Source organism: Campylobacter concisus (assembly GCF_003048775.2).
Taxonomy (GTDB): Bacteria; Campylobacterota; Campylobacteria; order Campylobacterales; family Campylobacteraceae; genus Campylobacter_A; species Campylobacter_A concisus_I.
Window position 1 is genome coordinate 1,532,742 of the sequence record NZ_CP049272.1, and the last position, 23,817, is coordinate 1,556,558.

The 23,817-nt window shown below is 36.1% G+C and carries 27 protein-coding genes and 1 pseudogene; 9 read left to right on the top strand and 19 right to left on the bottom strand.

Features of this window, described 5'->3' with window-relative positions:
- Nucleotides 1-102: 102 nt before the first annotated feature.
- Complete coding sequence (dnaJ, locus tag CVT17_RS07640; protein ID WP_107770647.1) at nucleotides 103-1,245, top strand: molecular chaperone DnaJ; 1,143 nt, start codon at nucleotides 103-105, stop codon at nucleotides 1,243-1,245.
- A gap of 642 nt (nucleotides 1,246-1,887) precedes the next feature.
- Here the strand turns inward: dnaJ and pyk are convergent.
- Nucleotides 1,888-3,339 (bottom strand): pyruvate kinase, encoded by a 1,452-nt coding sequence (gene pyk / locus CVT17_RS07645; protein WP_107858555.1) that lies wholly within the window; start codon nucleotides 3,337-3,339, stop codon nucleotides 1,888-1,890.
- 91 nt (nucleotides 3,340-3,430) lie between these two features.
- Between pyk and CVT17_RS07650 the strand changes: the two genes are divergently transcribed.
- Entirely contained in the window at nucleotides 3,431-4,486 is a 1,056-nt protein-coding gene (locus CVT17_RS07650) for a TRAP transporter substrate-binding protein (RefSeq protein WP_107696007.1), read from the top strand.
- A gap of 121 nt (nucleotides 4,487-4,607) precedes the next feature.
- Here CVT17_RS07650 and CVT17_RS07655 read toward each other — a convergent pair whose 3' ends face one another.
- Genes CVT17_RS07655 through gatC form a run of 9 tightly spaced genes read right to left on the bottom strand, consistent with a single transcriptional unit; the run spans nucleotide 4,608 to nucleotide 12,065 of the window.
- Nucleotides 4,608-5,396: a shikimate dehydrogenase gene (locus CVT17_RS07655; RefSeq protein ID WP_107858556.1), complete on the bottom strand. Its 789-nt coding sequence runs from the start codon at nucleotides 5,394-5,396 to the stop codon at nucleotides 4,608-4,610.
- On the bottom strand, nucleotides 5,393-6,238 hold the full coding sequence (locus CVT17_RS07660; RefSeq protein ID WP_107770644.1) for an SPOR domain-containing protein: 846 nt from the start codon (nucleotides 6,236-6,238) through the stop codon (nucleotides 5,393-5,395). Before CVT17_RS07660 ends, CVT17_RS07655 begins: the two co-directional genes overlap by 4 nt.
- Nucleotides 6,239-6,251: 13 nt before the next feature.
- Nucleotides 6,252-6,794 carry a DUF1882 domain-containing protein gene (locus CVT17_RS07665; RefSeq protein WP_103600211.1) on the bottom strand — a complete coding sequence of 181 codons (543 nt, stop codon included), beginning with the start codon at nucleotides 6,792-6,794 and terminating at the stop codon, nucleotides 6,252-6,254.
- Entirely contained in the window at nucleotides 6,794-8,038 is a 1,245-nt protein-coding gene (locus tag CVT17_RS07670; protein ID WP_107770643.1) for a serine hydroxymethyltransferase, read from the bottom strand. Before CVT17_RS07670 ends, CVT17_RS07665 begins: the two co-directional genes overlap by 1 nt.
- Entirely contained in the window at nucleotides 8,035-9,543 is a 1,509-nt protein-coding gene (lysS, locus tag CVT17_RS07675; RefSeq protein WP_230853332.1) for a lysine--tRNA ligase, read from the bottom strand. The genes CVT17_RS07670 and lysS overlap by 4 nt, the downstream gene beginning before the upstream one ends.
- Nucleotides 9,544-9,547: 4 nt before the next feature.
- Nucleotides 9,548-10,015, bottom strand: coding sequence for a Fur family transcriptional regulator (locus CVT17_RS07680; RefSeq protein ID WP_021091630.1), 468 nt, complete (start codon nucleotides 10,013-10,015; stop codon nucleotides 9,548-9,550).
- 1 nt (nucleotide 10,016) lies between these two features.
- A complete protein-coding gene (locus CVT17_RS07685) occupies nucleotides 10,017-10,628 on the bottom strand; it encodes a CvpA family protein (protein ID WP_107770641.1) in 612 nt (203 codons plus the stop codon).
- Complete coding sequence (locus CVT17_RS07690; protein ID WP_103577001.1) at nucleotides 10,628-11,767, bottom strand: type IV pilus twitching motility protein PilT; 1,140 nt, start codon at nucleotides 11,765-11,767, stop codon at nucleotides 10,628-10,630. The genes CVT17_RS07685 and CVT17_RS07690 overlap by 1 nt, the downstream gene beginning before the upstream one ends.
- Nucleotides 11,768-11,777: 10 nt before the next feature.
- Nucleotides 11,778-12,065, bottom strand: coding sequence for an Asp-tRNA(Asn)/Glu-tRNA(Gln) amidotransferase subunit GatC (gatC, locus tag CVT17_RS07695; RefSeq protein WP_072594515.1), 288 nt, complete (start codon nucleotides 12,063-12,065; stop codon nucleotides 11,778-11,780).
- Between the two features lie 127 nt (nucleotides 12,066-12,192).
- On the opposite strand from gatC, the gene CVT17_RS07700 reads away from it, so the two are divergent.
- The 7 genes and pseudogenes from CVT17_RS07700 (at nucleotide 12,193) to CVT17_RS09460 (ending at nucleotide 15,988) form a co-directional block, all read left to right on the top strand.
- Nucleotides 12,193-12,756 (top strand): hypothetical protein, encoded by a 564-nt coding sequence (locus CVT17_RS07700; protein ID WP_103588521.1) that lies wholly within the window; start codon nucleotides 12,193-12,195, stop codon nucleotides 12,754-12,756.
- Nucleotides 12,756-13,763 carry an L-seryl-tRNA selenium transferase gene (locus CVT17_RS07705; protein WP_107858557.1) on the top strand — a complete coding sequence of 336 codons (1,008 nt, stop codon included), beginning with the start codon at nucleotides 12,756-12,758 and terminating at the stop codon, nucleotides 13,761-13,763. Before CVT17_RS07700 ends, CVT17_RS07705 begins: the two co-directional genes overlap by 1 nt.
- Nucleotides 13,760-14,092, top strand: coding sequence for a hypothetical protein (locus tag CVT17_RS07710; protein ID WP_107858558.1), 333 nt, complete (start codon nucleotides 13,760-13,762; stop codon nucleotides 14,090-14,092). The genes CVT17_RS07705 and CVT17_RS07710 overlap by 4 nt, the downstream gene beginning before the upstream one ends.
- On the top strand, nucleotides 14,079-14,708 hold the full coding sequence (locus CVT17_RS07715) for a type III pantothenate kinase (protein ID WP_107858559.1): 630 nt from the start codon (nucleotides 14,079-14,081) through the stop codon (nucleotides 14,706-14,708). The genes CVT17_RS07710 and CVT17_RS07715 overlap by 14 nt, the downstream gene beginning before the upstream one ends.
- Complete coding sequence (hisG, locus tag CVT17_RS07720; protein WP_084109560.1) at nucleotides 14,705-15,313, top strand: ATP phosphoribosyltransferase; 609 nt, start codon at nucleotides 14,705-14,707, stop codon at nucleotides 15,311-15,313. The genes CVT17_RS07715 and hisG overlap by 4 nt, the downstream gene beginning before the upstream one ends.
- Before the next feature lie 184 nt (nucleotides 15,314-15,497).
- Nucleotides 15,498-15,676, top strand: a pseudogene (locus CVT17_RS07725) (cytochrome c3 family protein); the annotation flags it as partial.
- A gap of 117 nt (nucleotides 15,677-15,793) precedes the next feature.
- Nucleotides 15,794-15,988: a NapC/NirT family cytochrome c gene (locus tag CVT17_RS09460; protein ID WP_320205177.1), complete on the top strand. Its 195-nt coding sequence runs from the start codon at nucleotides 15,794-15,796 to the stop codon at nucleotides 15,986-15,988.
- Between the two features lie 552 nt (nucleotides 15,989-16,540).
- Here CVT17_RS09460 and CVT17_RS07735 read toward each other — a convergent pair.
- The 9 genes from CVT17_RS07735 to CVT17_RS07775 form a co-directional block, all read right to left on the bottom strand.
- Nucleotides 16,541-17,185 (bottom strand): ABC transporter ATP-binding protein, encoded by a 645-nt coding sequence (locus CVT17_RS07735; RefSeq protein ID WP_107770637.1) that lies wholly within the window; start codon nucleotides 17,183-17,185, stop codon nucleotides 16,541-16,543.
- Nucleotides 17,185-18,249 carry a translation elongation factor Ts gene (gene tsf / locus CVT17_RS07740; protein ID WP_107770636.1) on the bottom strand — a complete coding sequence of 355 codons (1,065 nt, stop codon included), beginning with the start codon at nucleotides 18,247-18,249 and terminating at the stop codon, nucleotides 17,185-17,187. Before tsf ends, CVT17_RS07735 begins: the two co-directional genes overlap by 1 nt.
- Nucleotides 18,249-19,037, bottom strand: a complete 789-nt coding sequence (gene rpsB, locus CVT17_RS07745) for a 30S ribosomal protein S2 (protein ID WP_107770635.1) — start codon at nucleotides 19,035-19,037, stop codon at nucleotides 18,249-18,251. Before rpsB ends, tsf begins: the two co-directional genes overlap by 1 nt.
- A 145-nt stretch (nucleotides 19,038-19,182) precedes the next feature.
- Entirely contained in the window at nucleotides 19,183-19,398 is a 216-nt protein-coding gene (locus tag CVT17_RS07750) for an acetyltransferase (protein WP_021091731.1), read from the bottom strand.
- A gap of 77 nt (nucleotides 19,399-19,475) precedes the next feature.
- On the bottom strand, nucleotides 19,476-20,255 hold the full coding sequence (locus tag CVT17_RS07755) for a DUF4198 domain-containing protein (RefSeq protein ID WP_107858560.1): 780 nt from the start codon (nucleotides 20,253-20,255) through the stop codon (nucleotides 19,476-19,478).
- Nucleotides 20,256-20,409: 154 nt separating this feature from the next.
- Nucleotides 20,410-21,141 carry a peptidoglycan editing factor PgeF gene (gene pgeF, locus CVT17_RS07760; protein ID WP_107770632.1) on the bottom strand — a complete coding sequence of 244 codons (732 nt, stop codon included), beginning with the start codon at nucleotides 21,139-21,141 and terminating at the stop codon, nucleotides 20,410-20,412.
- A 9-nt stretch (nucleotides 21,142-21,150) separates the two neighbouring features.
- Nucleotides 21,151-21,765 carry a riboflavin synthase gene (locus CVT17_RS07765; protein WP_107770631.1) on the bottom strand — a complete coding sequence of 205 codons (615 nt, stop codon included), beginning with the start codon at nucleotides 21,763-21,765 and terminating at the stop codon, nucleotides 21,151-21,153.
- A gap of 215 nt (nucleotides 21,766-21,980) precedes the next feature.
- Complete coding sequence (locus CVT17_RS07770) at nucleotides 21,981-22,952, bottom strand: YwqG family protein (RefSeq protein ID WP_196373561.1); 972 nt, start codon at nucleotides 22,950-22,952, stop codon at nucleotides 21,981-21,983.
- Nucleotides 22,843-23,697 (bottom strand): CbrC family protein, encoded by an 855-nt coding sequence (locus tag CVT17_RS07775; RefSeq protein WP_107858562.1) that lies wholly within the window; start codon nucleotides 23,695-23,697, stop codon nucleotides 22,843-22,845. Before CVT17_RS07775 ends, CVT17_RS07770 begins: the two co-directional genes overlap by 110 nt.
- Nucleotides 23,698-23,817: the final 120 nt, after the last annotated feature.

Here is a 23,817-nt window from a genome sequence, read left to right on the forward strand (position 1 = left end):
AATAGTAGAGATTATACGGCAAAAATGTAAATTCTTTTTTAAATTTAAACTTTTTTGGGTAAAATCCCATATTTAAAATAAGCTTAATTAACAAGGAAAAATGTGGAATTTGACTATTACGAAATCCTTGAAATTTCAAGAAATGCAAGCGGAGATGAGATCAAAAAAGCCTTTAGAAGACTTGCTTTAAAATATCACCCAGATAGAAATTCTGGCGACAAAGAGGCTGAACTAAAATTTAAACAGATAAATGAAGCTTATCAAGTTTTAAGTGACGAGCAAAAACGCTCTATCTACGACAGATACGGCAAAGAAGGCCTTGAGGGTCGATTTGGTAGCGGTGGCGGATTTAGTGCCGATTTTGATCTTTCAGATATTTTTGACTCATTTTTTGGTGGCGGTTTTGCGAGTAGTTCTAGACAGAGAAAAAGATACTCTGAAAAATACTCAGCCGATCTTGAAATTCCTATAAATTTGGAGTTTAACGAAGCTATTTTTGGTTGCGAAAAAGAGATAAAATTTGATCAAAAAGTACCTTGTCCAACATGCAATGCAACTGGCAGTAAAGACGGCAAAAGTAAAACTTGCCAGCACTGTGGCGGAAGTGGCAGGATAACACGTGGAAATGGCTTTATGAATATCGTCCAAGAGTGTCCATATTGTCACGGAAGCGGTGAAGTAATAAGCGAACCATGCCCCGATTGTAACGCGAAAGCTTATAAAATACAGCAACAAACTGTAAAGATTACCATCCCTGAAGGCGTTGATAGCGGCATGAGAATGAGAGTAGCTGACAAAGGCAATATCGGCACAAACGGCGTTCAAGGCGATCTTTATGTAAGCATAAACGTAAAAGAAGACAAGCATTTCATTCGCCACAACGACGATGTTTATCTAGAAATTCCTGTCTTTTTCACGCAAGCTATACTTGGCGAGAGTATAAAAATTCCAACGCTTCGAGGAGAAACTGAGCTAAAACTACCTGTTGGAGCAAAGGATAAGCAGCAATTTATCTTTGAAAATGAAGGTATAAAAAGTGTAAATTCGCGCAAAAAAGGTAGGCTAGTAGCACAAATTTCTATTCAAACGCCTGAAAAACTAAGCGATGAGCAAAAAGAGCTTTTAAATAAGCTTCAAGCTAGCTTTGGTATAGAATCGGGCAAATCAAATACCGATGAAAGCGTCTTTGATAAGATAAAAAGCTGGTTTAAAGGCGATGAGCCAAAAGGCAAAAAGAAAAAATAAATTTAAATTTGTGACGTTAAATTTGACGTCACAAATTCTTTCAAAATAAATTTTATATATCCTAATTTTTACAAGTAAATTTCATACAAATTTTAAAATTTCATAAGCGAGCAATTTCAGCTCTAAAATTTGAGCTAAGCGGTAAATGAAGCCAAATTTTAGTAGTCAATTCTTGCGAGTGAATGAAAGTTTTAAAATTTACAAAGCAATCTAGTTAAATTTAAATGCTTGTTTCTTTTGTTAAGGGGGAAGAGGCTTGAATTACGAAGTCGCTCCCTTCCCCTTAACAATCCCCTAACCCCGACGACGTTAGAAGTAGCATGCCTCAGTACTAACGCACTGCATGCGTTATATTAAATTTCAAGCAAATTATAAAATTTATTATCGAGCATATCGCAGCTCTAAATTTAGTGCTAAACGAAGTGTGGCCTAAATTTAGTAGTTTGCTAAGGTGAGAGAGTAAGATTTTAAAATTTGCAAAATTGCTTTGTTATATTAAGTAGGCATCAGGCAAATTTTAAAATTTCATGAGCAAGTAATTTCGGCTCTAAGATTTGAGCCAAGCAAAAAGCAAGAACAAATCTTAGCAGTCAATTCTTACGAGAAAGCAAAATTTTAAAATTAACAAGAGAGTATATAAATTTACTCAGTTGCAAGCTCCAAATAATAATCAAGCTGATCGCGTCTGATGATGCGTATAAGGTTCGTGCTACCCTCAACGCCCGTAGGGTGACCGGCTGTGACAAGATAGGTCTTGTCGTGTTCAACATATCCCTCTTCATACGCCTTTTTCATGACATTTGCTAAAAGTGAGCTAAGCTTTGTTTTTTCTAGTACAAGTGCTGGCGTAACACCCCAAGCAAGAGTAAGCATGTGTGCTGTTTGTTCATCGTGAGCTACTGCGATGATGTCGATATTTGTGCGGTTTCTAGCTAATTTTATAGCCGATTTTCCTGAGCCAGTGATTGCGATTAATGCATCTGCCTTTATGCGAACAGCAAGAGATGCGGCACTACTTGCCACCATATCAGTCTCGTCAAAAAAGTCAAACTCATCAAATTTATTATATGGATAGATGCTTTGAGTTTGGATGATCGTTTTACTCATCGCCTCTACGACCGCGACTGGGTTTTTACCGATCGCACTCTCTTCACTTAGCATAACAGCATCAGTACCGTCTAGCACAGCGTTTGCTACGTCGCTGATCTCCGCTCTTGTGGCAGTTTCATGCTCTGCCATGCTTAGCATCATCTGAGTTGCTGTGATGACTGGTTTGCTTGCTGCATTTGCCTTTTTGATGATGAGCTTTTGGATAGTTGGGACCTTATAAAATGGCACTTCTATCCCAAGATCACCACGAGCTACCATGATACCATCACTCTTTGCGATGATATCGTCTATATTTTCAACCGCGTCAAATTTCTCGATCTTAGATAAAATAGCAGCTCTTGAGCCAAATTCTTTTAAGATATTTTTTGCCTTTATTACGTCACTTGCATCTTGCACGAAGCTAATAGCGACAAAATTTACGCCATGCTTTGCGCCAAATTTCATATCTTCTTTATCTTTTGGTGTGATGATCTCTATACCAAGAGCTGTATTTGGGAAATTTACGCCTTTGTTTGAGTTTAAAATTCCATCATTTTCAATGATAGTTTTTACTATTTCTTTACCTTCGCTAACGACCTTTGCTCTTATAGAGCCATCATAGAGATAGACATACTCGCCAACCTTTAGCATTGGCAAAATTTGAGGCTGATTTAGACTTACTTTATAAATTCCTTTTTCCACTTTTTCACCAATAATCTCATCAGCATGGATACTAAGTTCATCACCAGCCTTTAGATAAAATGGCTCACTAAGCTTGCCAACTCTGATCTTTGGGCCACAGATATCTTGTAAAATTCCTATTCTTTTATTTAGCTTTTTTTCGATATTTCTTATCTTGTCAATGTTTGATTTATGGTATTCGTGTGTCCCATGGCTAAAATTTAAACGAAAGACATTGACACCTGCTTTTACCATCGCCTCCATTGTCTCTTCATTATCACTCGCTGGCCCCAAAGTAGCTACGATTTTTGTCTTTTTTATCATTTTTATGCCTCATAAATTTGATTTTTGCGATTATAACACATTTTAATAATGTAATTTTTTGTATAATAGGCAAAATTTCAAAGGAGAAGATATGAATAAATTTTTATTAGCGTCTCTTGGTTTAGCAGCTGTTGCTTGCGTTGCTATGGGAGATGATAAAGTTTATAAGCTAAAGCTTGCTAGCTCATGGGAGAGTACTATGCCAGTGCTTGGTGATGTGCCAAAAGAGCTAAAAGATAAAGTTGAAAAGATGAGTAATGGCAGACTTGAGCTAAGGATTGATTATCCATCAAAGCATAAATCGCCTTTTGCAATGCTTGATTTTGCTAAAAGCGGTCAATACGACATTACCTACACAAGTAGCTACTATTATAAAGGCAAAGATGCTAAAACTATATTTTTTACAGCAACTCCATTTATGATGAATACTGATGAGCAAACAGCTTGGTATGAATTTGGCGGTGGCAAGGAGCTTGAGGCAAAAGTTTACGATCCATACAATATCAAAATTTTTAGAGCTGGAAATACCGGTATGCAAATGGGTGGCTGGTTTAAAAAAGAGATCAAATCAGTCGATGATATCAAAGGCTTAAAGATAAGAATTCCGGGCTTTGGTGGTGAAATTTACGCTAAACTTGGCGCTAACATCAATACTATCCCAACTGGTGAGCTTTACATGGCCCTTGAGATGGGAACGATCGACTCAGTCGAATGGGTAAGCCCAGCTTATGATATGGCACTTGGCTTTCACAAAGTGGCAAAATACTACTACACAGGCTGGCAAGAGCCAAACGGTGAAACTCAATTTTTCTTTAATAAAAAATCATACGAAAAACTTCCAGATGATCTAAAAGCGATCTTTGAAGCAGCTGCAGCAGAAGTAGCAAGAGATGCAAATACAAAAGTATTTTATTCAAATGTCGAGTACTGGGATAAAATGAAGAGCGAGTATCCAGACATCCAAGTAAAATCTTTCCCACCAGAAGTAATCGCAGCTCTTAAAAAAGCCACAAATGAACTTCTTGATGAAGAGAGTGCTAAAGATCCATTATTTAAAGAGATCGTTGAATCTCAAAGAGCTTTCCTTAAAAAAGCAAGAGAATGGACTAAAATTTCAGACTACGCTTATATCAAAACAAACGAATAGTAAAATTTAGCAGGGATTTTCCCTGCTTTTTATATTTATTCTAATTACTTTCAATAAAATTTTTAATCAAAATGTTTTTATACAAGCCATAAATTTTTACAAAAATAAATACTGGTGGCTATTATAGATAGAAAATTTCTCTCATTGAGCGCTCTATCTTTGACTCATCGAGTGTATTGTTAAAAAATAAATTTAGTGCTAGAACTGCTTGATACAAAAGCATATCGGCGCCATCTTTTACACTAAGGCTGCTTTGCTTGGCCATTTCTAAAAATGGTGTCTGTTTGCCATAAATCACATCAAATGCGAATTTAGCATCCTTAAAAATGCTTTTTAAAATTTCTTTAGGTGCTGGTAGAAAATCATCCTTTAAACCAGCAGAGGTCGAGTTAATGACTAGATCAAATTTTTGCTCTTCGTAGTTATCCCAGCTAAAGCATTTGTACTCATCTTTAAATTTCTCAAGCCTATCTTTGCTTCTATTTAGTATGCAAACATCAACGCCTTGTTCTTTTAATGCATAAGTTATGGCATTTGCAGTACCGCCAGCTCCAAGGATAATTGCTTTTTTTACATCTTTAAAATTTTTTATTGCCCTTAAAAACCCAGGCGCATCTGTATTGTATGCATAAATTTTGTCATTTTTAAGCACAAGCGTATTTGCAGAGCCTATTTTACGGGCTATATCTGAAGCTTCATCGGCTAAATTTAAAGCCCACTCTTTATGTGGAAGCGTTACGTTTGCACCATTTAATTTTAAGGATTTAAATTTATTGATTAATTCGCTGCCATCTTTTAGCAAGACTCTTGTGTAAAGTGCTTTTAAGCCCAGGTCTGCAATGGCTTTATTGTGCAGCCTCGGAGATACCGAGTGAGCTATTGGATCTCCAAAGACTGCGAATGTTTTCATTTTGCTCTAAAAATAAAAGCGTCTTTATTGATATCTTTTCTAATATCACCTACTGCTTTTTGAAGCGTTTTTTCATCAAATGGGCCAACTAAAATTTTAGTCAGCTCGCCAACTTTTATAGTCTTGTAGCTATATCCCTTGGCAGCAATCTTCTTCATATATTCAGCATTTGGATTAAATTTACTAGTCACAAATACTTGAACATAAGAGCCTTTTGTGGCAGGTTCAGTTTTAGCTACTTCAGCTTTTTTGTCCGTTTTTTCTATTTTGGTTTCAGCTTTTTTTTCAATCTTTTTATCTACTTTATTTTCAGTCTTAGCTGGTTTTGCCTCACTCTTTTTATCAGTAGCTGCTACTTTTTCGACTTTTTTAACTGGAGCATCTACCTTTGTCTCAGTTTTTTTTGCTGGTATTTCAGCAGGCTTTTCGATAGGCTTAACTATCTCTTTTGGCTCTTCAGTTTTAGAAACAGGCTTATTGTTTTCTTTATCTTTTAGCTTTTTGATCATATCTTCAAATTCATCTTGTTGCTTATTTTCAGGCACGATCGGTACTTGCTCAAAAAGCTGTGTATCGCCTTTTTTATTGTCTGAATTTGTATCAGCTATCGGAGCTTGTCTATCTACTGGTTGCTCAGCTGGTACTGGAGGAAGCACTAGTCTTGAATCAGCTTCATTTTGAGCTTGTGAAGGATCGCTTGAATTTACTAGCTTCATAGCCACTACAATGATCAAAAAAAGTATAATAAGAGCTGCTATAAATATCAGAAGTTTTTTTAGCTTCAATCCTCTTGCGTCATCGTCTCTTTCTAAAAGAATATCTTTTAACTCATCGTTTTCCACTTTTTATCCTTAATTACATATATTTTGACCAACTTGCCCCACGCTCCTTTTGATAGAGCTTATAAGGTAAAGTTAGTATATTAAATTCTTTTGGCATATCGATATTTGGAAACATCCTCCACTCTTTAGGCAACTTCTGTGAAAGCTTTGCGTTGAGCACGTTTGCCAGCTGGCAAGCCTCATTTAGCGTAGTGTGACCTTTATGCACATAAAGATGCAGATGGCCTGGTGTCTTACTCTCGTAGGCTGTAAAATTTATAAATCCTTCTTCTCTTAAAAGAAGCTGTGCTTTATGCCAAAATCTATCAGGGGTTCTGCCGTTATAGTCAAAGACTATATTTTCAACTTTATCGTATGCATTTATTAAAGAGTGTGCGATAACGGCCTTACCCTCTTCATGCTCTTTCATAATATTATAGGTCAGTGGCTCATTTATCTTTTCAAATTTATCAAAGAAAATTTTGCCTCTGTATTCTATTTTATTAACGATCGTATCACGCTTGATATAATAGTGAGTTGTAATAATCTTTATAAGTGCCGTATCAATACTTTGCATCAAAATGTCGCTTTATCATAGATTATAAATTTATGAGCAAGTTCAACTAGCTCAGCTTTTGTCTTCTCTTGTAAAGATGTGTTGTTTATGTCGCTTAGCACATCAGCTATTTTGTTTGCTATTAGTTCAAATTCAGCTTCTTTCATACCACGAGCTGTAAGCGCAGGACTACCAACACGTATACCACTTGTGATAAATGGGCTTCTTATCTCGCCTGGAACCGTATTTTTATTTACTGTTATGCCTGCATTTCCAAGAGCGATATCAGCGTCTTTACCGCTAAATTCGCGATTTAAAAAGCTCATTAAAATTAGGTGGTTATCGGTACCACCACTCACTAGGTCAAAACCTCTTTTTATTAGTATTTCGCCTAATTTTTTAGCATTTGCTTTTACTTGTTTAGCATAAATTTTCCACTCAGGACTAAGGTTGTGCTTAAAGCCAACTGCCTTTGCTGCGATGACATGAACTAGTGGTCCGCCCTGGATGCCTGGAAAAATAGAGGCATTTATCTTCTTAGCATACTCTTCGTTGTTTGTCATAATGATACCGCCTCTTGGGCCTCTTAGGGTTTTATGGGTGGTCGAACTTACAACGTCGCAGTATGGGAAAGGACTTTGATGCTCACCAGCTACGACTAGACCAGCGATATGAGCAACGTCTGCAAAGAGTATCGCACCAACAGCGTCAGCTATCTCTCTAAATTTTTTAAACTCAATCTCTCTTGTGTATGCGCTTGCGCCACAAACGATCATTTTTGGTTTTACTATCTTTGCGATATCCATGACTCTATCGTAGTTTATGCGGCCATCAAGCTCGACGCCATAGAAAAAGCTCTCATACATCTTGCCAGAGCTACTGACCTTTGCACCGTGTGTTAAGTGTCCACCATGGCTTAGATCCATGCCTAAAATTTTATCGCCTGGATTAAGTAAAGCGCCATAAACACCTTGATTTGCCTGAGAGCCTGAGTTTGGTTGAACGTTTGCAAATTCACATCCAAAAAGCTCTTTACATCTATCGATTGCTATTTGCTCGATCTCATCGACAAATTCGCAGCCACCATAATATCTCTTGCCAGGATAGCCTTCAGCGTATTTGTTTGTTAGGATTGAGCCCATTACTTCCATAACTTCTGGATATGTAAAATTTTCACTAGCGATCATCTCAAGGTGATCACATTGGCGTTTTAACTCTAAATTTACTAGATCGTAAATGTCCTTATCATAGCTTTGCAAACTCATTTTTCATTCTCCTTTATCTCATTTTTAAGTGGCCTCATCGCTGGGAAGAGCACAACATCGCGAATTGATTTTTTATCCGTTAAAAGCATAACAAGCCTATCGATGCCTATACCCTCACCTGCAACTGGTGGCATGCCGTATCCTAGGGCTTTTACATAGTCCTCATCCATCTCATGCGCCTCGTCATCGCCTGCATTTTTAGCATCGATTTGCGCTTTAAAGCGGTTGTATTGATCGATTGGATCGTTTAGCTCGTTAAAGCCATTTGCTAGCTCGCGACCAGCGATAAATAACTCAAATCTCTCAGCCACATCAGGATTTGCGTCACTTCTTCTTGAAAGTGGACTGATCGAAATCGGATAATCAATAACAAATGTTGGGTGTATAAGCTTACTCTCTACGTAGTTATCAAATAACTCAGCCTGTAAGTGACCAAGATCGAGCTTCTCATTTGCTTCAAAGCCATCAGCTCTTAGTTTTGCTAAAATTTTATCTTTGTCGTTTATCATGTCCTCATCTAGTCCACCGATCTCAACTAGAGCCTTTTTGTAGCTTATTCGCTTAAATGGCTTACTAAAATCAATCTCCATGCCATCAAAATTTACAACTTTTTCCATATCCAGCTTGTCCAAAATGACATTAAAAAGATCCTCTGTAATGCCCATCAGATCATGATAGTTATGATATGCCCAGTAAAACTCTATACTTGTAAACTCGGGATTATGAGTAAGATCCATACCTTCGTTTCTAAAATTTCTATTCATCTCATAAACAGCCTCAAAGCCACCTACTATAAGGCGTTTGAGGTATAGCTCAGGTGCGATCCTTAGATATCTCTCAACTCCAAGAGCATTGTGAAAAGTGATAAATGGCTTAGCATTTGCGCCACCTGCTATTGGGTGTAGCATCGGTGTTTCAACTTCTAAAAAGCCCTTTTCTTCAAAAAATCTTCTAATCGTACTAATAATCACTGAGCGTCTTTTAAAATCTGCTCTAACTTCAGGGTTCATTATCATGTCGAGATATCTTTGGCGATATCTTGTCTCAACATCAACTAGACCATGGTACTTCTCAGGAAGTGGACTTATCGACTTTGAAGCAAGGCTAAGCTCGCTTACATGCATAGAAAATTCGCCAGTTCTTGTTATAAACGCATAACCTCTGACATAGACGATATCGCCTATCTCTACGTATTTTTTAACGATTTTAAACCACTCTGGATCAAGCGTTTTATTACTAAAGTAAATTTGTAAATTTCCATCTTCATCTTCAATATTTGCAAAGACGGCTTTTCCAGCATCACGAATTAGTTTTATTCTACCTGCAAGACCTACTAGCTGACCTTCGGCCTTTTTTTCTTCTGTATCATTAATGTAGTTAAATTTTAGTCTAAATTTAGAGATATTCATATCTCTTCTAAGAAAATGCGGATATGGATTTATGCCTAAATTTCTTAGTTCGTCTATGCTTTGTAGTCGTTGAATCTCATGTTGGTTATCAAATATCACCTTACTTTCCCTTTATATTATTTTTTGAGCATTTTTCACAAATTCCATAAAGCTGCATCATATGACCAGTTAGTTTAAAGCCATGATCTTTTGCGATACTGATTTGTCTTTTTTCTATCATTGGATCTTCAAATTCTATGATAAGACCGCACTTTCTGCATATCATATGGTCGTGATGTGGCTTTGTGGCAAGCTCAAATTTTTTGCCTTGTGAACCAAAGCTGATTGATGTCACCATTTCTGATTCTTCAAGTAGATTTAGTGTTCTATAAACAGTTGCGATACCAATATTTAGCTCAGGGTGCGTTTCTTTTATAAAAAGATAAAGTCTTTCTGGAGTAAAGTGTTCACCATTGTTGTATAGCGTTTTTAGTAAAATTTCACGCTGTTTCGTGTATTTTAAACCATTGTCGCGAAGCACTCTTTTGAATTTCTCAAGCAACGCATCATATTCTAAATTTTCTATCATTTTATTCCCCTTTTGTGATATTAGAGTCGGTATTTACACTAGCATTTGCATCCATTGAGATAAATGCGTCAGTTTTATTTGTATCCATTGGTCTTGCCACTATCTCATCTAACTCACTTTTGATATTTTTCACATCAAGATTTGTTATCCATTTGCCAGTTTCTATCAAAACCGGATAAACTTTACTATTCGCAAAATAAGGAGCAATTATATTATTTAGCGAAGTACCAGATATTACAGCAGCTACTGCCGAAAATGTTAAGAAAATTTTTCCACTTCCCATAACAAATCCACCAAGTCTATCCAAAAAACCAAGCCCACTTACTGAAACTATTTTTGATAAAAATTTACCAACTAGCAAGCAAACTAGCCAAAAAACTAGCCAAAGAGAGATAAATGCAACAAACTGTAAAAATGAAGGATTTTCAAATTTATATATATTTTTAGTTATAAACTCACCAGATAGATCTGAAAACCTGCTAGCTATAATTAAGCCGCCGATAAGTCCGATAAGTCCGAAAGCTTCTTTTATAAGTCCATTTAATATGCCTTTTATGCCAAGCATCAAGACAAGAGCAATAATAATAATATCAAACCACGTTATTAAATCCATTATATAGTTCCTATTAAATTTTGAAGTTCTTGCTGGCTAGTTGAATAAGCTAGCGCATTTTCTTTTGTAATCTTACCCTCTTTTAGTACTTTCATCAAAGCCTGGGTTTGCGTACTCATACCAGTTTGTTGTTGATTTAGCTGCATCTGAGAGTAAATTTGATGTATTTTGTTTTCACGTATCAAGTTTGAGATAGCCATATTGTTTATTAAAATTTCATGCACAGCACACCTTCCACCGCCTATCTTTGGGATCAGACTTTGTGAAACGACAGCAGTTAGCGAAACGCTAAGCATATTTCTTACTTGTAATTGCTCGCTCCCATCGAAACTATCAACGATCCTATTTATAGTTTGAATGGCCGAATTTGTGTGAAGCGTACCAAAGACTAAGTGTCCAGTCTCAGCCGCCGTAATAGCCGTTGAAATCGTCTCTCTATCTCTCATCTCGCCTACAAGTATGATATCTGGATCTTCACGAACCGCAGATTTTAGAGCCCTTGAGTAAGAAGTTGCGTCAGTGCCGATATTTCTATGAGAAAATAGAGCTTTTTTATTGTTATGCACAAACTCGACTGGATCCTCAATTGTAATAATATGCTTTCTATAATTTAAATTTATCTCATTAAGCATGGCTGCGAGAGTTGTTGATTTACCACTTCCTGTCGGTCCAGTAACCAAAATAAGACCTTTTTCACGCTTAATAATGTGTTTAAAAATTTGTGGGGCATTTAACTCATCAAGAGATGGGATATTGATTGGGATTATACGAAAAGCAGCAGCTAAATCACCATTCATGGTATAGTAATAGTTGCCACGAAAGCGACCAATATCTGGAAGCTCGATCGCAAAGTCAAGCTCTTTATTATTCTCAAGTTCACTTTTTTGTTCATCAGTAATCAAAGCAAAACATAAATTCTCTATATCCTTGCCTCTTAGTACGCCAAAATCAATAGGCTTTAAAGCACCATCTACTCTTATTTGCGGCTCAGATCTTGAAACAAGGTGAAGATCGCTTGCCTTATCACTCACAACAGTTTTTAAAAGTGTTTTTATATCGCCAGCAAGATTATTAAGGCTATTATCTTCTGGTATTTTTACACTTAAATTCTTTGCCTGAAGCTGTTCGATTAGATCCATATTTTTACCATTATTCTATTATTTTTGGTACAGCAAAAAAATGCCCTTCACGTGAAGGAGCGTACTTTAAGATCGTATCAATCACATCACTTGGTCTTGGCTCATCTTCTCTTAAAGGTGTGCCACCTTTTATAGAGCTAACTACAGCTTCATCGCTGCTTAGATCAAGTTCATTTAAAATATCAACAAAAGATACAATCTCGCTTAGTTGTTTTTTTACTTCTTCTCTTTTTTCATCACTGATTTGTAAGGCAGAAAGTTTTTCTAATTTATTTAAAAGAGTATCATCTATTTGCATTATATAAGTAACCTTATTAATTAATTTTGAGCCATTATATCACATTCAAGCTTTAATTTTGGGATAGTTTTAATTTAATTATGTTAAAATCTGCGAATTAAAATTTTTTAAAAATAAAGGAAAAGCGTTGGCTATAAAAGAAGATCTAACACAGATAAAACAAGAGATTGGTGCTCAAGAACAGTTTTTAGAAAGCATGATCAAAGGTGAGCGTTTCTTTAGAAAGTATAAAAAATTTATGATAATTGCCATTATTGTTGCTGTCGTTGCAATTATTGGATTCTATTCGAACAAAATAATAAATGATAATAGAATTGAAGATGCAAATTTGGCTTACTCAAAGCTCATTTTAAATCCAAACGATGCAAATGCCTTAAACATTTTAAAAGAAAAAGAACCAAATTTATATGCGCTTTTTTCACTTCAGCAAAAGCTTGATAAAAATGAGACAAATGGTATTAGCGAGCTTGCAAATTTAAAAGTAAATCCTATAGTAAAAGATATCATTCTTTCACAAAATGGTAATGCAAACAATCAAATTTTAAGCGAATATAGCACACTTTTAAAAGGTTTTGAGCTCTTAAAACAAAACAAAATCAAAGAAGCAAATGATGAGTTTAATAAAATTTCACTCGACTCTCAACTTCAAACTTTAGTTAAAAATTTAAAACACTATCAGGGAATAAAATAATGAAAAAAATTACTCTTTTCTTGGCTTTTGCCTTGGCTTTAGTTTTAAGCGGATGTGGCACAAAAAGACAATATTTCGAGCCAGCTCAAACCTCTGGCAAAATTTCTTTGTCAAAAGATATGCCATCTTATATCAAATCAGCAAATGCAAATGGTGCCACTCTTGATAACGGCAATATTATCACCAAAAATGGTCTAAATACAAACATCAAGTTGCCTGAAAATTTTAATTTCTTAAATGAAAACAACGGCTTTATCATCTCAGCTAGTATAAATGGCGATCTAAATGTGACAGATCCTAGCGGACACAGCGTTTATAGCAATAAATTTCCAACAGCAATCGTTGCTGCTTCTCTTGATCAAAACCTATTAGCAGCTATCAGTGCATCAAACCACATCTATCTAATAGACATAAATAATGCAACAATAATAATGGAATATAGCTCGTCTAATATAGCAGCAGTTGATTCAAGAATCGTAGCACCATTTTTTATGAGCTCGCTTATCGTTTATCCGGCATTAGATGGCAAAATTTATATAGTACAAAAAGAGACTGGTAGAATTTTACGTGACGTGGTCGTAAGTTCTGAAAATTTCTTTAATAACATCATATTTTTAGGCGTTGAAGGCGATAACCTAATAGCAGCAACAGCCAAAAAACTAATCGTCATCAACCCAAGCCAGACAGTTTATTATGACGGTGAGATCAAAGACGTGCTAGTTCATAACGATGAAATTTACATCTTTAAAAAAGATGGCACGATCGTAAGAACAGACCTCATGCTAAAAGAGCAAAATAAGGTAAATTTCAAATTTGCTATCTTTTCAGCAGCTACTATCATCAACAATAAGCTTTATGTCATCGAAAAAACAGGCTATGTTATAAAGACAAATTTAGATCTCAGTGGAGCTGAAATTTATGAGTTTAGCGATGAGATAAAAGATAAAAGCTTTATGGGTAATGGCGCCTTTTATTATGATAATGAGCTTGTTAATTTAGGGCAATGAACCAAAAAATTTGGGAGCTTTTTGAAGCCAGAAAAATCCTTTTAAAAGATATCAAAGCACTTAATATAAGTGAATTTAGTACAAAAAAGACGCTTGATATCTTTTGGGGAGTGGACAATAAGAGCTTTTACAATCTTGTCTTTTTAAGAACAGCAAAAAGTAGATTGCTGCGTAAAGAGGCTTTGGAGCTTGAAGAAATTTCTAAAAAAATAGAGATGAAATTCCAAACAAATCTAAGAAAAAAAACTATATTTTATAGCTCTGGCATTTGTTCTAAAGCCTTAAAAGAACTACAAGACAATAATTGGCGATGTTATGATTTTGTGTAATATAGGCAATACTAACGCTACATTTTTAGAAGATGGCAAAATCTCACGTATGAAAATTTCTGAGTTTAAAAGCTATAAACCAGAAAAAAAAGTATATTTTATATCCGTAAATGATAAAATTTTAAATCTTTTAAAAGATAATAAAATGTTTGTAAATTTAGAACCATTTTTTACTATTGATACGATATATCAGGGTCTAGGCGTAGATAGAATCGCTGCATGTTACTCTATAAATAATGGCGTAATTGTTGATGCTGGAAGTGCGATAACAGTTGATATTATGGCAAATTCTATCCATCTTGGAGGATATATCTTACCAGGCATTTCAAGTATGCTAAATGCCTACAAAAACATCTCACCACGACTTGATATCACTATAAATTCACAAATTGACATAGATGCACTACCACAAAAAACAGCCGATGCTGTGAGTTATGGCATTATTAAACCAATAATAACTCTACTAGATAAGCTAGCCGGTGACAAAAAAGTCTATTTTACTGGTGGAGATGGCGACTTTTTGTCAAAATTTTTTAAAAATGCTATTTGCGACAAGATGCTAGTTTTTCGTGCCATGCAAAAGCTAATAACTGAAAAGAAAGATATGATAATATGATAACAGTAGCACTACCAAAGGGAAGAATAGCTGAGGCAACACTAGAAATTTTTAGAAAAATTTTTGGTTCAAGTTTTTTATTTGAAGATAGAAAATTAATCCTTGAAGAAGGAAATTTTAGATTTTTAATGGTTCGCAACCAAGATATCCCAACTTATGTCACTGAAGGTGCAGCTGATATCGGTGTAGTAGGGCTCGACGTACTTGAAGAGCACAAGCCAAATGTTGTAAGGCTACTGGATTTAAAAATCGGACAATGCAAAGTTTGCATTGGCATAAAAAACGACTCTGAACTAGATCTAAACCAACCGGAGCTAAAAATAGCCACAAAAATGCCAAATATAACAAGAAATTATTTTACAAAACAAGCCGTAGCTGTAAAGATCATCAAGCTTTATGGCTCGATCGAACTTGCACCACTAGTTGGCTTAAGCGACGCGATAGTTGATGTCGTTGAGACTGGCTCAACTATGAAACAAAATGGACTAAAGATCGCTGGTGATATCATGCAAAGCTCAGCTTATCTAATAGCAAATAAAAATAGCTTTATCATTAAAAAAGATGAGATTTTAGAGCTTTACAAAAAAATCAAAGAGGAAATTTAAAGTCCTGCTGTCTCATCATAAAGTATAAAAATTTCTCTAGTGATATAAAGTTCAACTATTCTCTTATAAATTCTTTTAGAATAATGCATTGGTAGCTATTGGCGCACATTAGCACTTAGCAATACAAATTTAATCATGAGAGATTATTATTTAATCAAATTTTAGTCTATTGATTGCCATCAAAAACCAAGGCAATGATCCTAGCAAATTTAAAGCGACCAGTGATAATGGCTTCTTATCCTGTCATAAGAGTAAAAGCTCTTAGCTGATGGACTAAAATTTATGGATACTCTAAAAGCAAATCCTCACAACTCAGTTTATGATGGTCCGACTTTATACTGCGATGAGTGCCACGAGCATAAAATTCCACAATGAATGGGGAGGGTAACACCTTGAAAATTTCAAAAACTATTAGTGCCTATAATCTTTATAAGTAAAATTTTGGATTTTTAGTTGTTTTGCCAGTTCATTATGCACTTTATGATACAAGCGGAGATAAATTTCTGTATAGTTTGTCATGAGATGGATCCTGTGGTCATTGCATATAACTACGACATCCACAGTGGTAATGGTAAAACAGGCATCAAAGCAAGATGCGTAGACTGCCACATACCACATGACAATATCGCAAAATACGCTCTAACAAAGGCAAAAAATAACATCTTAGAGGGCTGAGTATATTTCTTTGGTGATCATGATGTGATTGATTGGCATAAGGATATAAAAAATCTCGAGTATTTCGTATTTGATAATAGCGACACTAGCTCCACACAAATGTAATAGATAACAACACTTCAGCACAAATTCAAAAGATGCATGCTCACCATCAACAACTTAAAGAGTTAAAATGTGCAAGCTACCAATATGATGTATGACATGGGTATGGTTTAGAAATTACCTTGAATACCGAAAGCTAACATATAAAATTTATGAGAAGATTATATTAGAGCAAAAGATTGATACTAAGAAAAAATTTTGAAAGATGATTATAACCCTACAAAAGAAGAAGAGGAATTTTTAAAACAAAAGGGATAAGAATAATACAAAACATATTGGTGGGTAGTCTAAACTTTCTATTAATCAGGCAAGTAATTTAGTCTTACCTTATTCTACTTCTTACATAAAGCTTTTTAATACAAATTTTTATTATAAAGATATAGATAAATCTAAATCGGAAAAATTTATAAAAATATTAAAGATAAAATAATAAATTTTAGTTTTTAAATTTTAAGAAATTTGCACAAGCTCTTTGTTCTCAAGCTTGTATGAGTTGTCGCATTTAGCTGCTAGATCGTTGTCATGAGTAACTAGCACAAGGGCAGCGCTATTTTCATTTATATAGTCAAATAAAACTTGCATCACTTCATTTGCTGTTTGCTTGTCAAGGTTACCCGTTGGCTCGTCTGCAAAGATGATCTTTGGCTTCTTGGTAAGTACTCTAGCGATACTCACACGTTGTTGCTGACCACCGCTTAGCTCACCAACTTTTTGATTTATCACATTTAAAATTTTAAGTGATGCAAGATCATTTTTTTCTATTTTTTCACTAGACAAGATGCTTGCAAGCTCAATATTTTCATAAGCACTAAATCCTTTAAAAAGATAATGCGACTGGAAAATAATGCCAAAATGAAGCCTTCTAATGTCTAAAAGCTCGTTTTGAGAAAGCTCATAGATAGATTTATCTTGATAGATGACCTCACCAAAATTTGGTTTCAAAAGAGTTGAAAGTATATGTAAAAGTGTTGATTTTCCACAACCGCTAACGCCGGTTATCGCAATACTTTGTTTTTGATTGAGAGTTAAATTTATATTATTAAAGAGCGTATAATCATACGCAAAGCCTAGATTAGACGCTCTTAAAATTTCCATTAGCCTATTTGAGCAGCAACTTCTGCAGCAAAGTCATCTACTTTTTTCTCTAAGCCTTCGCCAAGCTCGAAACGAACGTATTTTACGATCTCGATCTTGCCGCCAAGCTCTTTGCTCTTCTCTTCGATAACTTGTTCGATAGTCTTTTTATCGTCCATTACATAAAACTGACCTAAAAGCGTAAGGCGTTGGTCAAGCACTGTGTTGTCAGCGTAAAATCTCTCGATCTTACCAGGGATGATCTTATCCCAAATTTTCTCAGGTTTGCCCTCAGCTTTTAGCTCTTCTTCGATCGCTTTTGTAGCTTTTGCAAGCTCAGCCTCACCTATCTGGCAGCGGCTAGCATACTCAGGGATGTGGTGAAGTGGTTTGCCTAGGCGTTTTAGCTCTTCATTATCTTTTTCAAGTTCAGCGCGAAGTGCGATAAATTCTTTTTCAACAAACTCTTTGTCAAGGTCTTTGTAGCTTATAACGCTTGGCTTCATAGCAGCTGCGTGCATACATAAATTTCTTATAAATTCAGCTGCTTTGTTTGCAACTTCAGCACTTTCGCAAGCTGCACCGATAAGTACGCCAACGCGGCCATTTGAGTGAACGTAGCCATTTACCACGCCCTTATCATCAGCGCTAATAGTCTCAAAGCGGCGAACTACAAGGTTCTCACCGATAGTTGCGATCTGAGTTTTGAAATAATCTTCAAATTTAACACCATTTAAAGTGCTCGCATTTAGCTCTTCAACTGTTGCTATGCCGCTTGATTGGATGTGAGCTGTTGCGTCTTTTGCAAGTGCTTGAAACTGTGGGTTTCTAGCAACAAAGTCAGTCTCAGAGTTGATCTCGCTGATAGTTGCTTTTTTACATTTTGAGCAAACTTCAACGCTTACTAAGCCCTCGCTTGCAAGGCGGTCAGCCTTTTTAGCAGCTTGACCTAGGCCTTTTTCACGAAGGATGTCAACAGCTTTTTCCATGTCGCCATTTGCTTCACCAAGTGCCTTTTTGCAGTCCATCATACCAGCTCCGGTTGATTCGCGGAGCTCTTTTACCATTTGTGCAGTTATTTCCATTACTCTTCGTCCTCGCCAAAGTCTTCTTCGCTCATAGCCTCAGCTATTACTGCGTCTTTCTCATCTTGGCTTACTTCTTCGCCAGCAGCTTGCTCGCCACCATCTTGCTCAAGAAGTGATTTACCTTCGTTGATCGCTTCAGCCATCTCTTGGCAGAAAAGCTGAACAGAGCGGATCGCATCGTCGTTTCCTGGGATTGGATAATCAACAACGTCAGGATCGCAGTTTGTATCGATCGGTGCTACAACCGGAATTTTTAAACGATTAGCCTCTTGAACAGCGATCTTTTCTTTAACTGTATCAACAACAAATATCATATCAGGTAGGCTTTTCATATTGCGGATACCGCCAAGAGTCGCGATAAGTTTCTCTTTTTTGCGGCGAAGCATCAATGCCTCTTTTTTAGTTAGTAAATTTATCGAACCATCTTCTTCCATAGTTTCGATGACTTCTAGTTTGCGGATAGACTGGCGGATAGTACCGAAGTTTGTCATCATACCACCTAACCAGCGGTGATTTACATAAGGCATTCCACATTTTTCAGCATACTCTTTTATAGCGTCGATAGCTTGTTTTTTAGTGCCTACAAATAGCACTGACTTGCCTTCAGCAGCTGCGTCACGAACAATGTTGTAAGTGTAGCGGAAGTAGCGGATAGTCTTTTGTAGATCTATAATATAGATACCTTTTCTCTCGCCAAAGATAAATTTTTTCATCTTTGGGTTCCAGCGGCGTGTTTGGTGACCAAAATGTACGCCACACTCTAATAAATCTCTCATAGTTACCATGAGTTTCTCCTTGTTTTAGGCATTTTGCCTTGAATTTAGTTTTATCCTCCACGACCATTAATGCTTTCGCACAACCAAATTTAGGATTGTCGTGTGTGAAATAAAGGGGGATTATACTTAAAGTAATATGAATTTAAACTAAAGTTTATTTACTTAATTGTGAGTCTTCTTCGATTTTTATTAACTTAGCAAAAATTTCTGCCATTGCTTGCCTTTGTTCGGATGAAATTTCAAGCTTCTTAACATTTAAAAGAATACTTACAAACTCCTCGTTTTGTAGCGTTTCTACGCCAAATTTTCTTGCGTTTGTAGTGATTTTTAGCACAAGAGGATTTTTTGATTTAAAGTTTTCGTAAGGCATTCTTTCTCTACTTTCAAAATTACAAAGCGATTATAAAAAATTTATAATAAATTCGGACTCAAATTTATATCAAACTTTTATTCTTTTATCTCAAAACTAAGTGTCGTTTTTAACGTCTCTTTGTCACACTTCGTAGCATCTGGATAAGGTCTTTCATAAATCACCTCAAATACCCAAAAACCTGGCCTTAGAGCTAACACTTCAGTGATGCCTTGCTCATCTGTCATACCGTAAAATGCGTGCTTATGGTCTAAAAATCCAGCAAAAGTACCAGTTAGTTTGGCTCGCTCTAGCGGCTTTCCATCAGCAAAAACCTGCAATTTAAAAGGCTTATCCACTCTAAAATCCGCTGGGTTTTGTAGCGGTGCGATCTCGATTTTAACTCCAATAGGTTTAGTTACGAAGTCGTTTGTTTCACCTAAATTTAAGACTCTTTTAGATGTTATCGTCATCAGCCGGCAAATCTGTATATCGCTTAGATCCTTTAGATCAAGCTTAGTTTTGTCTATTAACCACTTGCCATCACTACGCTTTTTAAGCGAATACATAGGATTTTGCTGTGCTAGTAAGATATATGTGCCTTTGTCTAATCTTTCGCCATCGTAGCGGTAGTTCTCGCCACTTTGTATAAGCTTCTTTTTGTTACCATCTTTACTTATTACAGTAATTGGCGCAAAAAGATGGACACGTTCGGCCATAATAGGCTCTAGCTTTGGAAAATCGTCGCTATAACCCATGTTTGCGATAAATTTTCCTAGTTTTTCATCATTAGCTCCATCTACCCAAAACATGTGTGCTTGCGCCATATAAAAGGCTCCTGTTAACATAATGGCAGTCAAAATTTTACCTATTTGCATGATTTTCCTTGTTGTTCTTTTTGAGATTCAATGTCAAATTGTAGCTAAAAATTATTATATTTAGCCATTTTTAGATCAAATTAAATATCAAAACATTCAATACAATTTAGCTGGCAAATTTTAACAGGCAAGCAATGAAGCTAAAAATTTACTTTTATTTTTTAGTATTTATCGATGTGGCTCTATTCATCACAAATCCGCAAAAACGCCCGGTCCTACTCTGTTTGCGGTATGAGAATAATTCATCTCTCTCAAAAGTGCAACGAGGATCTAGCGATATTTGCTCTACTCCAAGCTTAGCAAATTCGTCTAATAAAGCTGCGTTTATATCAAATTTTCCATCATTTTTGTATCGATTAAATTCACCAAGATCTAGCTTGCCTACTTCGTAGTTTTGCACTTTGATATTTGCGCCTATAAATACGCGTAAATTACTAGCGCGACAACCAAACTCACTCGTCATCAGCCCCACTGCATTTGTGCAAATTTTACTAGTAACACCTGCGCGTCCCGCATGCACAGCTGCGACTACGCCAAGATGTTCATCTATTATCAAAACAGGTGCACAGTCAGCGACTAAGACGCAAAGCGCCACGCCTTTTAATGATGTTATCACACCATCACACGGAGGTAGATCATCGTTAAAATGTTGCAAAATTTCCACTTTATTTGAGTGGATTTGGCTCATAAATTTTAAATTAACAGGCATAATGCCAAGCGCCGTTGCTAAAATTTCACGATTTTGTGCGACCTTTAGCGGATCATCGCCAACATGATCTGCTAAATTTAAGCTCTCAAAAGTGCCCTCACTCACACCGCCAAATCTATTTGTAAAGCCAGCTAATACGCCATTTTTATCAAAGACGATCTCTAAATTTTCACGCATTTTATCCACCTAGTAAAGGCTAGAAATTCGCTCAACATCGTCCCAGCTAAGGCCACTATCTTGCTTGCAAAAAAGCTGCCTAGCTACATATCTAGCCAAAAGATCACTTTCGATATTTACGCGCCTGCCAACCTTAAAAGTGCCAAAAAGGCTATCTCTAAATGTGATTGGTATGATTGTGAGCCTTATACCCTTTGGCAAAATTTCATTTATAGTTAGACTCACTCCCTCGACGCCCACCGAGCCTTTATTTGACATCAAGCTCATAGCATCGCGCGGCAGGTCGATATAGAAATCAATCCCGTTCTCATTCTTTTTGATATTTGAAATTTTACCGATAAAATCGATATGTCCTTGCATTAAATGCCCATCTACTCGGTCTCCTAGCCTCATCGCTGGCTCGATATGCACTCTTTCTTTTAAATTTTCAACCGCGATATTTGCCCTACTCTCTGCGCTTAGCTCCACACTAAAGCCATCTTCATGCAGTTTTATTACGCTCAGGCAAGCACCATTTACAGCAATGCTATCGCCTAAATTTGGACGAAAATTTGCCTTTAGCCTTAAAATATTTTGTGAATAACTAACAACCTGTGCGATCTCACGAATCAAGCCATTAAACATATTTTGCCTTTAAAATTTTTAAGGATTTTACTAAATTTTGCCTAAATTTGGGCATTACCATCTTTGATTATTTTATATATTTAAGTAGTTAGTGGTAGAAATGGAAGTGAAATTTTGATAATCGAACTAAAAATGTTAGTAAAAATTTATTGTGTAACCCTAGTATAAAATTTCCCTATAAATTTTAATTTTTATCTTTTATAAATTCGGTAGCCTTAACTTGTCTGTAAAATTAGCCACGTCTTGCTAAAATCGCGTGCTACCAGATCATCCCTCTTTATCCACAGATAAATTCTGCCCTCTCCGTCCCAGTCCATATCGCCCTCATCATCACTATCTATCTGCAAAAGCAGCTGCCACTGGGCAACATTTTTCTCAAATTCCGCTATTCTTGGGTGGTGATAGGCGCTACCATCACCACAGCTAAGTCCATTTGCAACCAGCTCACACTCTAGCTCCATGCCATCTTGGACATTATCGGAGTGCCCAAGGAGCTTATTTTCTTTAGCCTGCCAGCTTGGCTCAATAACCTCATGATAAGCCTCCCACTCAGCTTCACTAATTTTACTAAATGGCACAATCGAGCTTTGTAAATTTGGCAAATTTATCTCATTTTCAAAGCTAAGCAAGCGCGCATTAAATGTGAAATTTTCTCCCTCTAAACTCTCCGCTCTCCTACGAGAAAGTGGCCCATCATTTACATCAGAAAAGATCACTGCAAAGCCATTTTTATCAGTAGGATCATAGCCCCAAACACGCAAATTTCTATCATAAAAGAGATAGAGCATTCCGCTTTTTGGCAGTAGTGAGTCAATGTCAAATTTGCTAGCTTCAGCAAAATTTATCTGTGCCACAAAACTCAAAGCGCCATTTTCATTTGAAGGCCATGATAAACCATCTGGCAGATCTGGCGAGCCGCCAAATTTAGACGCTCCAACAGCGATATCATCGTCATTTTTAGCTTGCACATCTATCCTTATGGCATTTCTTGCTAGTGGCGATAAAAGTTTAAAAAGTTCATCCAGCCCACGTTCTTTACAACCTTTAGAAATTTTTGCAATATCCATATTTTCCTCTTTAACAAGCATCAACGTATATATGATACTTCTTACAATGCAGACAACGAAACAAATATCCGGCAATATCGCCAGCTTTAACAAGATGTTCGCGTAGCATTTTATCGTCATATTCGGCTCTTTTTGCATAGTCCTCAAAGACCTCGTCTGCTATGCCCATTTCTTCAAGCTCTCTTGTACCAATGTCACCTAAAAATTCGCAATAATCATCACAACAAACTATCCAATGCTCGCCCTGCCAGCTCTCGTAGCCCGGGGTTCTTCTAAAGAGTTCGTCATCCTTTTTAGCATCACTTGTAGATAGTTTATCAGCATCTTGCACAAATGTTGCGTCAAATTTCTTAGCAGCCTTACCACTAGAAATACAAGTAGGACAAAGATACGAAATATCCTGCTCGCAATAAATGCTACCGCTATAATAAACTTCAGTATCTTTGCCACAACACTCACACACTATGTTCATATCATCTTTAAATGCGCCAGTTTTTAAAGGATTGGGATGGTAGATAAATTTTGGTAACGTGATAGCTTTATCTTTTTGAGTCAAAATTTGATCTCTACTTTTTGGGCGAGGCAGCGCCCATTTATCATTTTCGTCAATGAATTGCACTAGATAGCCAAGTGCCTTTAGCTGCTTTTTATCACTTTTGTCATGTATTTTTAAAAGTAAGTCGTAAGCACTCTTTCTCATAGATAAAAGCTGATAAACATCGACTAAAACATACTTTGCGCAAATGTCATCACAATTTTCCAACTCTTCTTTAAACTGATAGAGTGCCTCAATACTAGAAGCATTGTCATTATTTTTATAATATTTTTTTGAAAGAGTGATGTATTTTTCTTGAAATTTATTCATTAATACTCTTTATGTAGATTTGATATTAATAATTTTAGTGTTTAAATCTTAAAGATATAAAAGCTAGTGTAAAAATTATGGCTGTTAAAGTGATTAAATTTATATTGATTTTTAAATTGT

What these genes read in the sequence shown, in the direction of transcription:
- CVT17_RS07755 (WP_107858560.1), bottom strand. Translation starts at nt 20,255, where the DNA reads ATGCAAATAGGTAAAATTTTGACTGCCATTATGTTAACAGGAGCCTTT.
- CVT17_RS07705 (WP_107858557.1), top strand. Translation starts at nt 12,756, where the DNA reads ATGAAAAAAATTACTCTTTTCTTGGCTTTTGCCTTGGCTTTAGTTTTA.
- CVT17_RS07655 (WP_107858556.1), bottom strand. Translation starts at nt 5,396, where the DNA reads ATGAAAACATTCGCAGTCTTTGGAGATCCAATAGCTCACTCGGTATCT.
- hisG (WP_084109560.1), top strand. Translation starts at nt 14,705, where the DNA reads ATGATAACAGTAGCACTACCAAAGGGAAGAATAGCTGAGGCAACACTA.
- CVT17_RS07690 (WP_103577001.1), bottom strand. Translation starts at nt 11,767, where the DNA reads ATGGATCTAATCGAACAGCTTCAGGCAAAGAATTTAAGTGTAAAAATA.
- gatC (WP_072594515.1), bottom strand. Translation starts at nt 12,065, where the DNA reads ATGCAAATAGATGATACTCTTTTAAATAAATTAGAAAAACTTTCTGCC.
- CVT17_RS07715 (WP_107858559.1), top strand. Translation starts at nt 14,079, where the DNA reads ATGATTTTGTGTAATATAGGCAATACTAACGCTACATTTTTAGAAGAT.
- CVT17_RS07770 (WP_196373561.1), bottom strand. Translation starts at nt 22,952, where the DNA reads ATGACGATAAAATGCTACGCGAACATCTTGTTAAAGCTGGCGATATTG.
- CVT17_RS09460 (WP_320205177.1), top strand. Translation starts at nt 15,794, where the DNA reads ATGATACAAGCGGAGATAAATTTCTGTATAGTTTGTCATGAGATGGAT.
- rpsB (WP_107770635.1), bottom strand. Translation starts at nt 19,037, where the DNA reads ATGGTAACTATGAGAGATTTATTAGAGTGTGGCGTACATTTTGGTCAC.
- CVT17_RS07710 (WP_107858558.1), top strand. Translation starts at nt 13,760, where the DNA reads ATGAACCAAAAAATTTGGGAGCTTTTTGAAGCCAGAAAAATCCTTTTA.
- CVT17_RS07665 (WP_103600211.1), bottom strand. Translation starts at nt 6,794, where the DNA reads ATGCAAAGTATTGATACGGCACTTATAAAGATTATTACAACTCACTAT.
- CVT17_RS07750 (WP_021091731.1), bottom strand. Translation starts at nt 19,398, where the DNA reads ATGCCTTACGAAAACTTTAAATCAAAAAATCCTCTTGTGCTAAAAATC.
- CVT17_RS07685 (WP_107770641.1), bottom strand. Translation starts at nt 10,628, where the DNA reads ATGGATTTAATAACGTGGTTTGATATTATTATTATTGCTCTTGTCTTG.
- CVT17_RS07765 (WP_107770631.1), bottom strand. Translation starts at nt 21,765, where the DNA reads ATGTTTAATGGCTTGATTCGTGAGATCGCACAGGTTGTTAGTTATTCA.
- pyk (WP_107858555.1), bottom strand. Translation starts at nt 3,339, where the DNA reads ATGATAAAAAAGACAAAAATCGTAGCTACTTTGGGGCCAGCGAGTGAT.
- CVT17_RS07775 (WP_107858562.1), bottom strand. Translation starts at nt 23,697, where the DNA reads ATGAATAAATTTCAAGAAAAATACATCACTCTTTCAAAAAAATATTAT.
- CVT17_RS07670 (WP_107770643.1), bottom strand. Translation starts at nt 8,038, where the DNA reads ATGAGTTTGCAAAGCTATGATAAGGACATTTACGATCTAGTAAATTTA.
- pgeF (WP_107770632.1), bottom strand. Translation starts at nt 21,141, where the DNA reads ATGCGTGAAAATTTAGAGATCGTCTTTGATAAAAATGGCGTATTAGCT.
- CVT17_RS07650 (WP_107696007.1), top strand. Translation starts at nt 3,431, where the DNA reads ATGAATAAATTTTTATTAGCGTCTCTTGGTTTAGCAGCTGTTGCTTGC.
- tsf (WP_107770636.1), bottom strand. Translation starts at nt 18,249, where the DNA reads ATGGAAATAACTGCACAAATGGTAAAAGAGCTCCGCGAATCAACCGGA.
- CVT17_RS07735 (WP_107770637.1), bottom strand. Translation starts at nt 17,185, where the DNA reads ATGGAAATTTTAAGAGCGTCTAATCTAGGCTTTGCGTATGATTATACG.
- CVT17_RS07680 (WP_021091630.1), bottom strand. Translation starts at nt 10,015, where the DNA reads ATGATAGAAAATTTAGAATATGATGCGTTGCTTGAGAAATTCAAAAGA.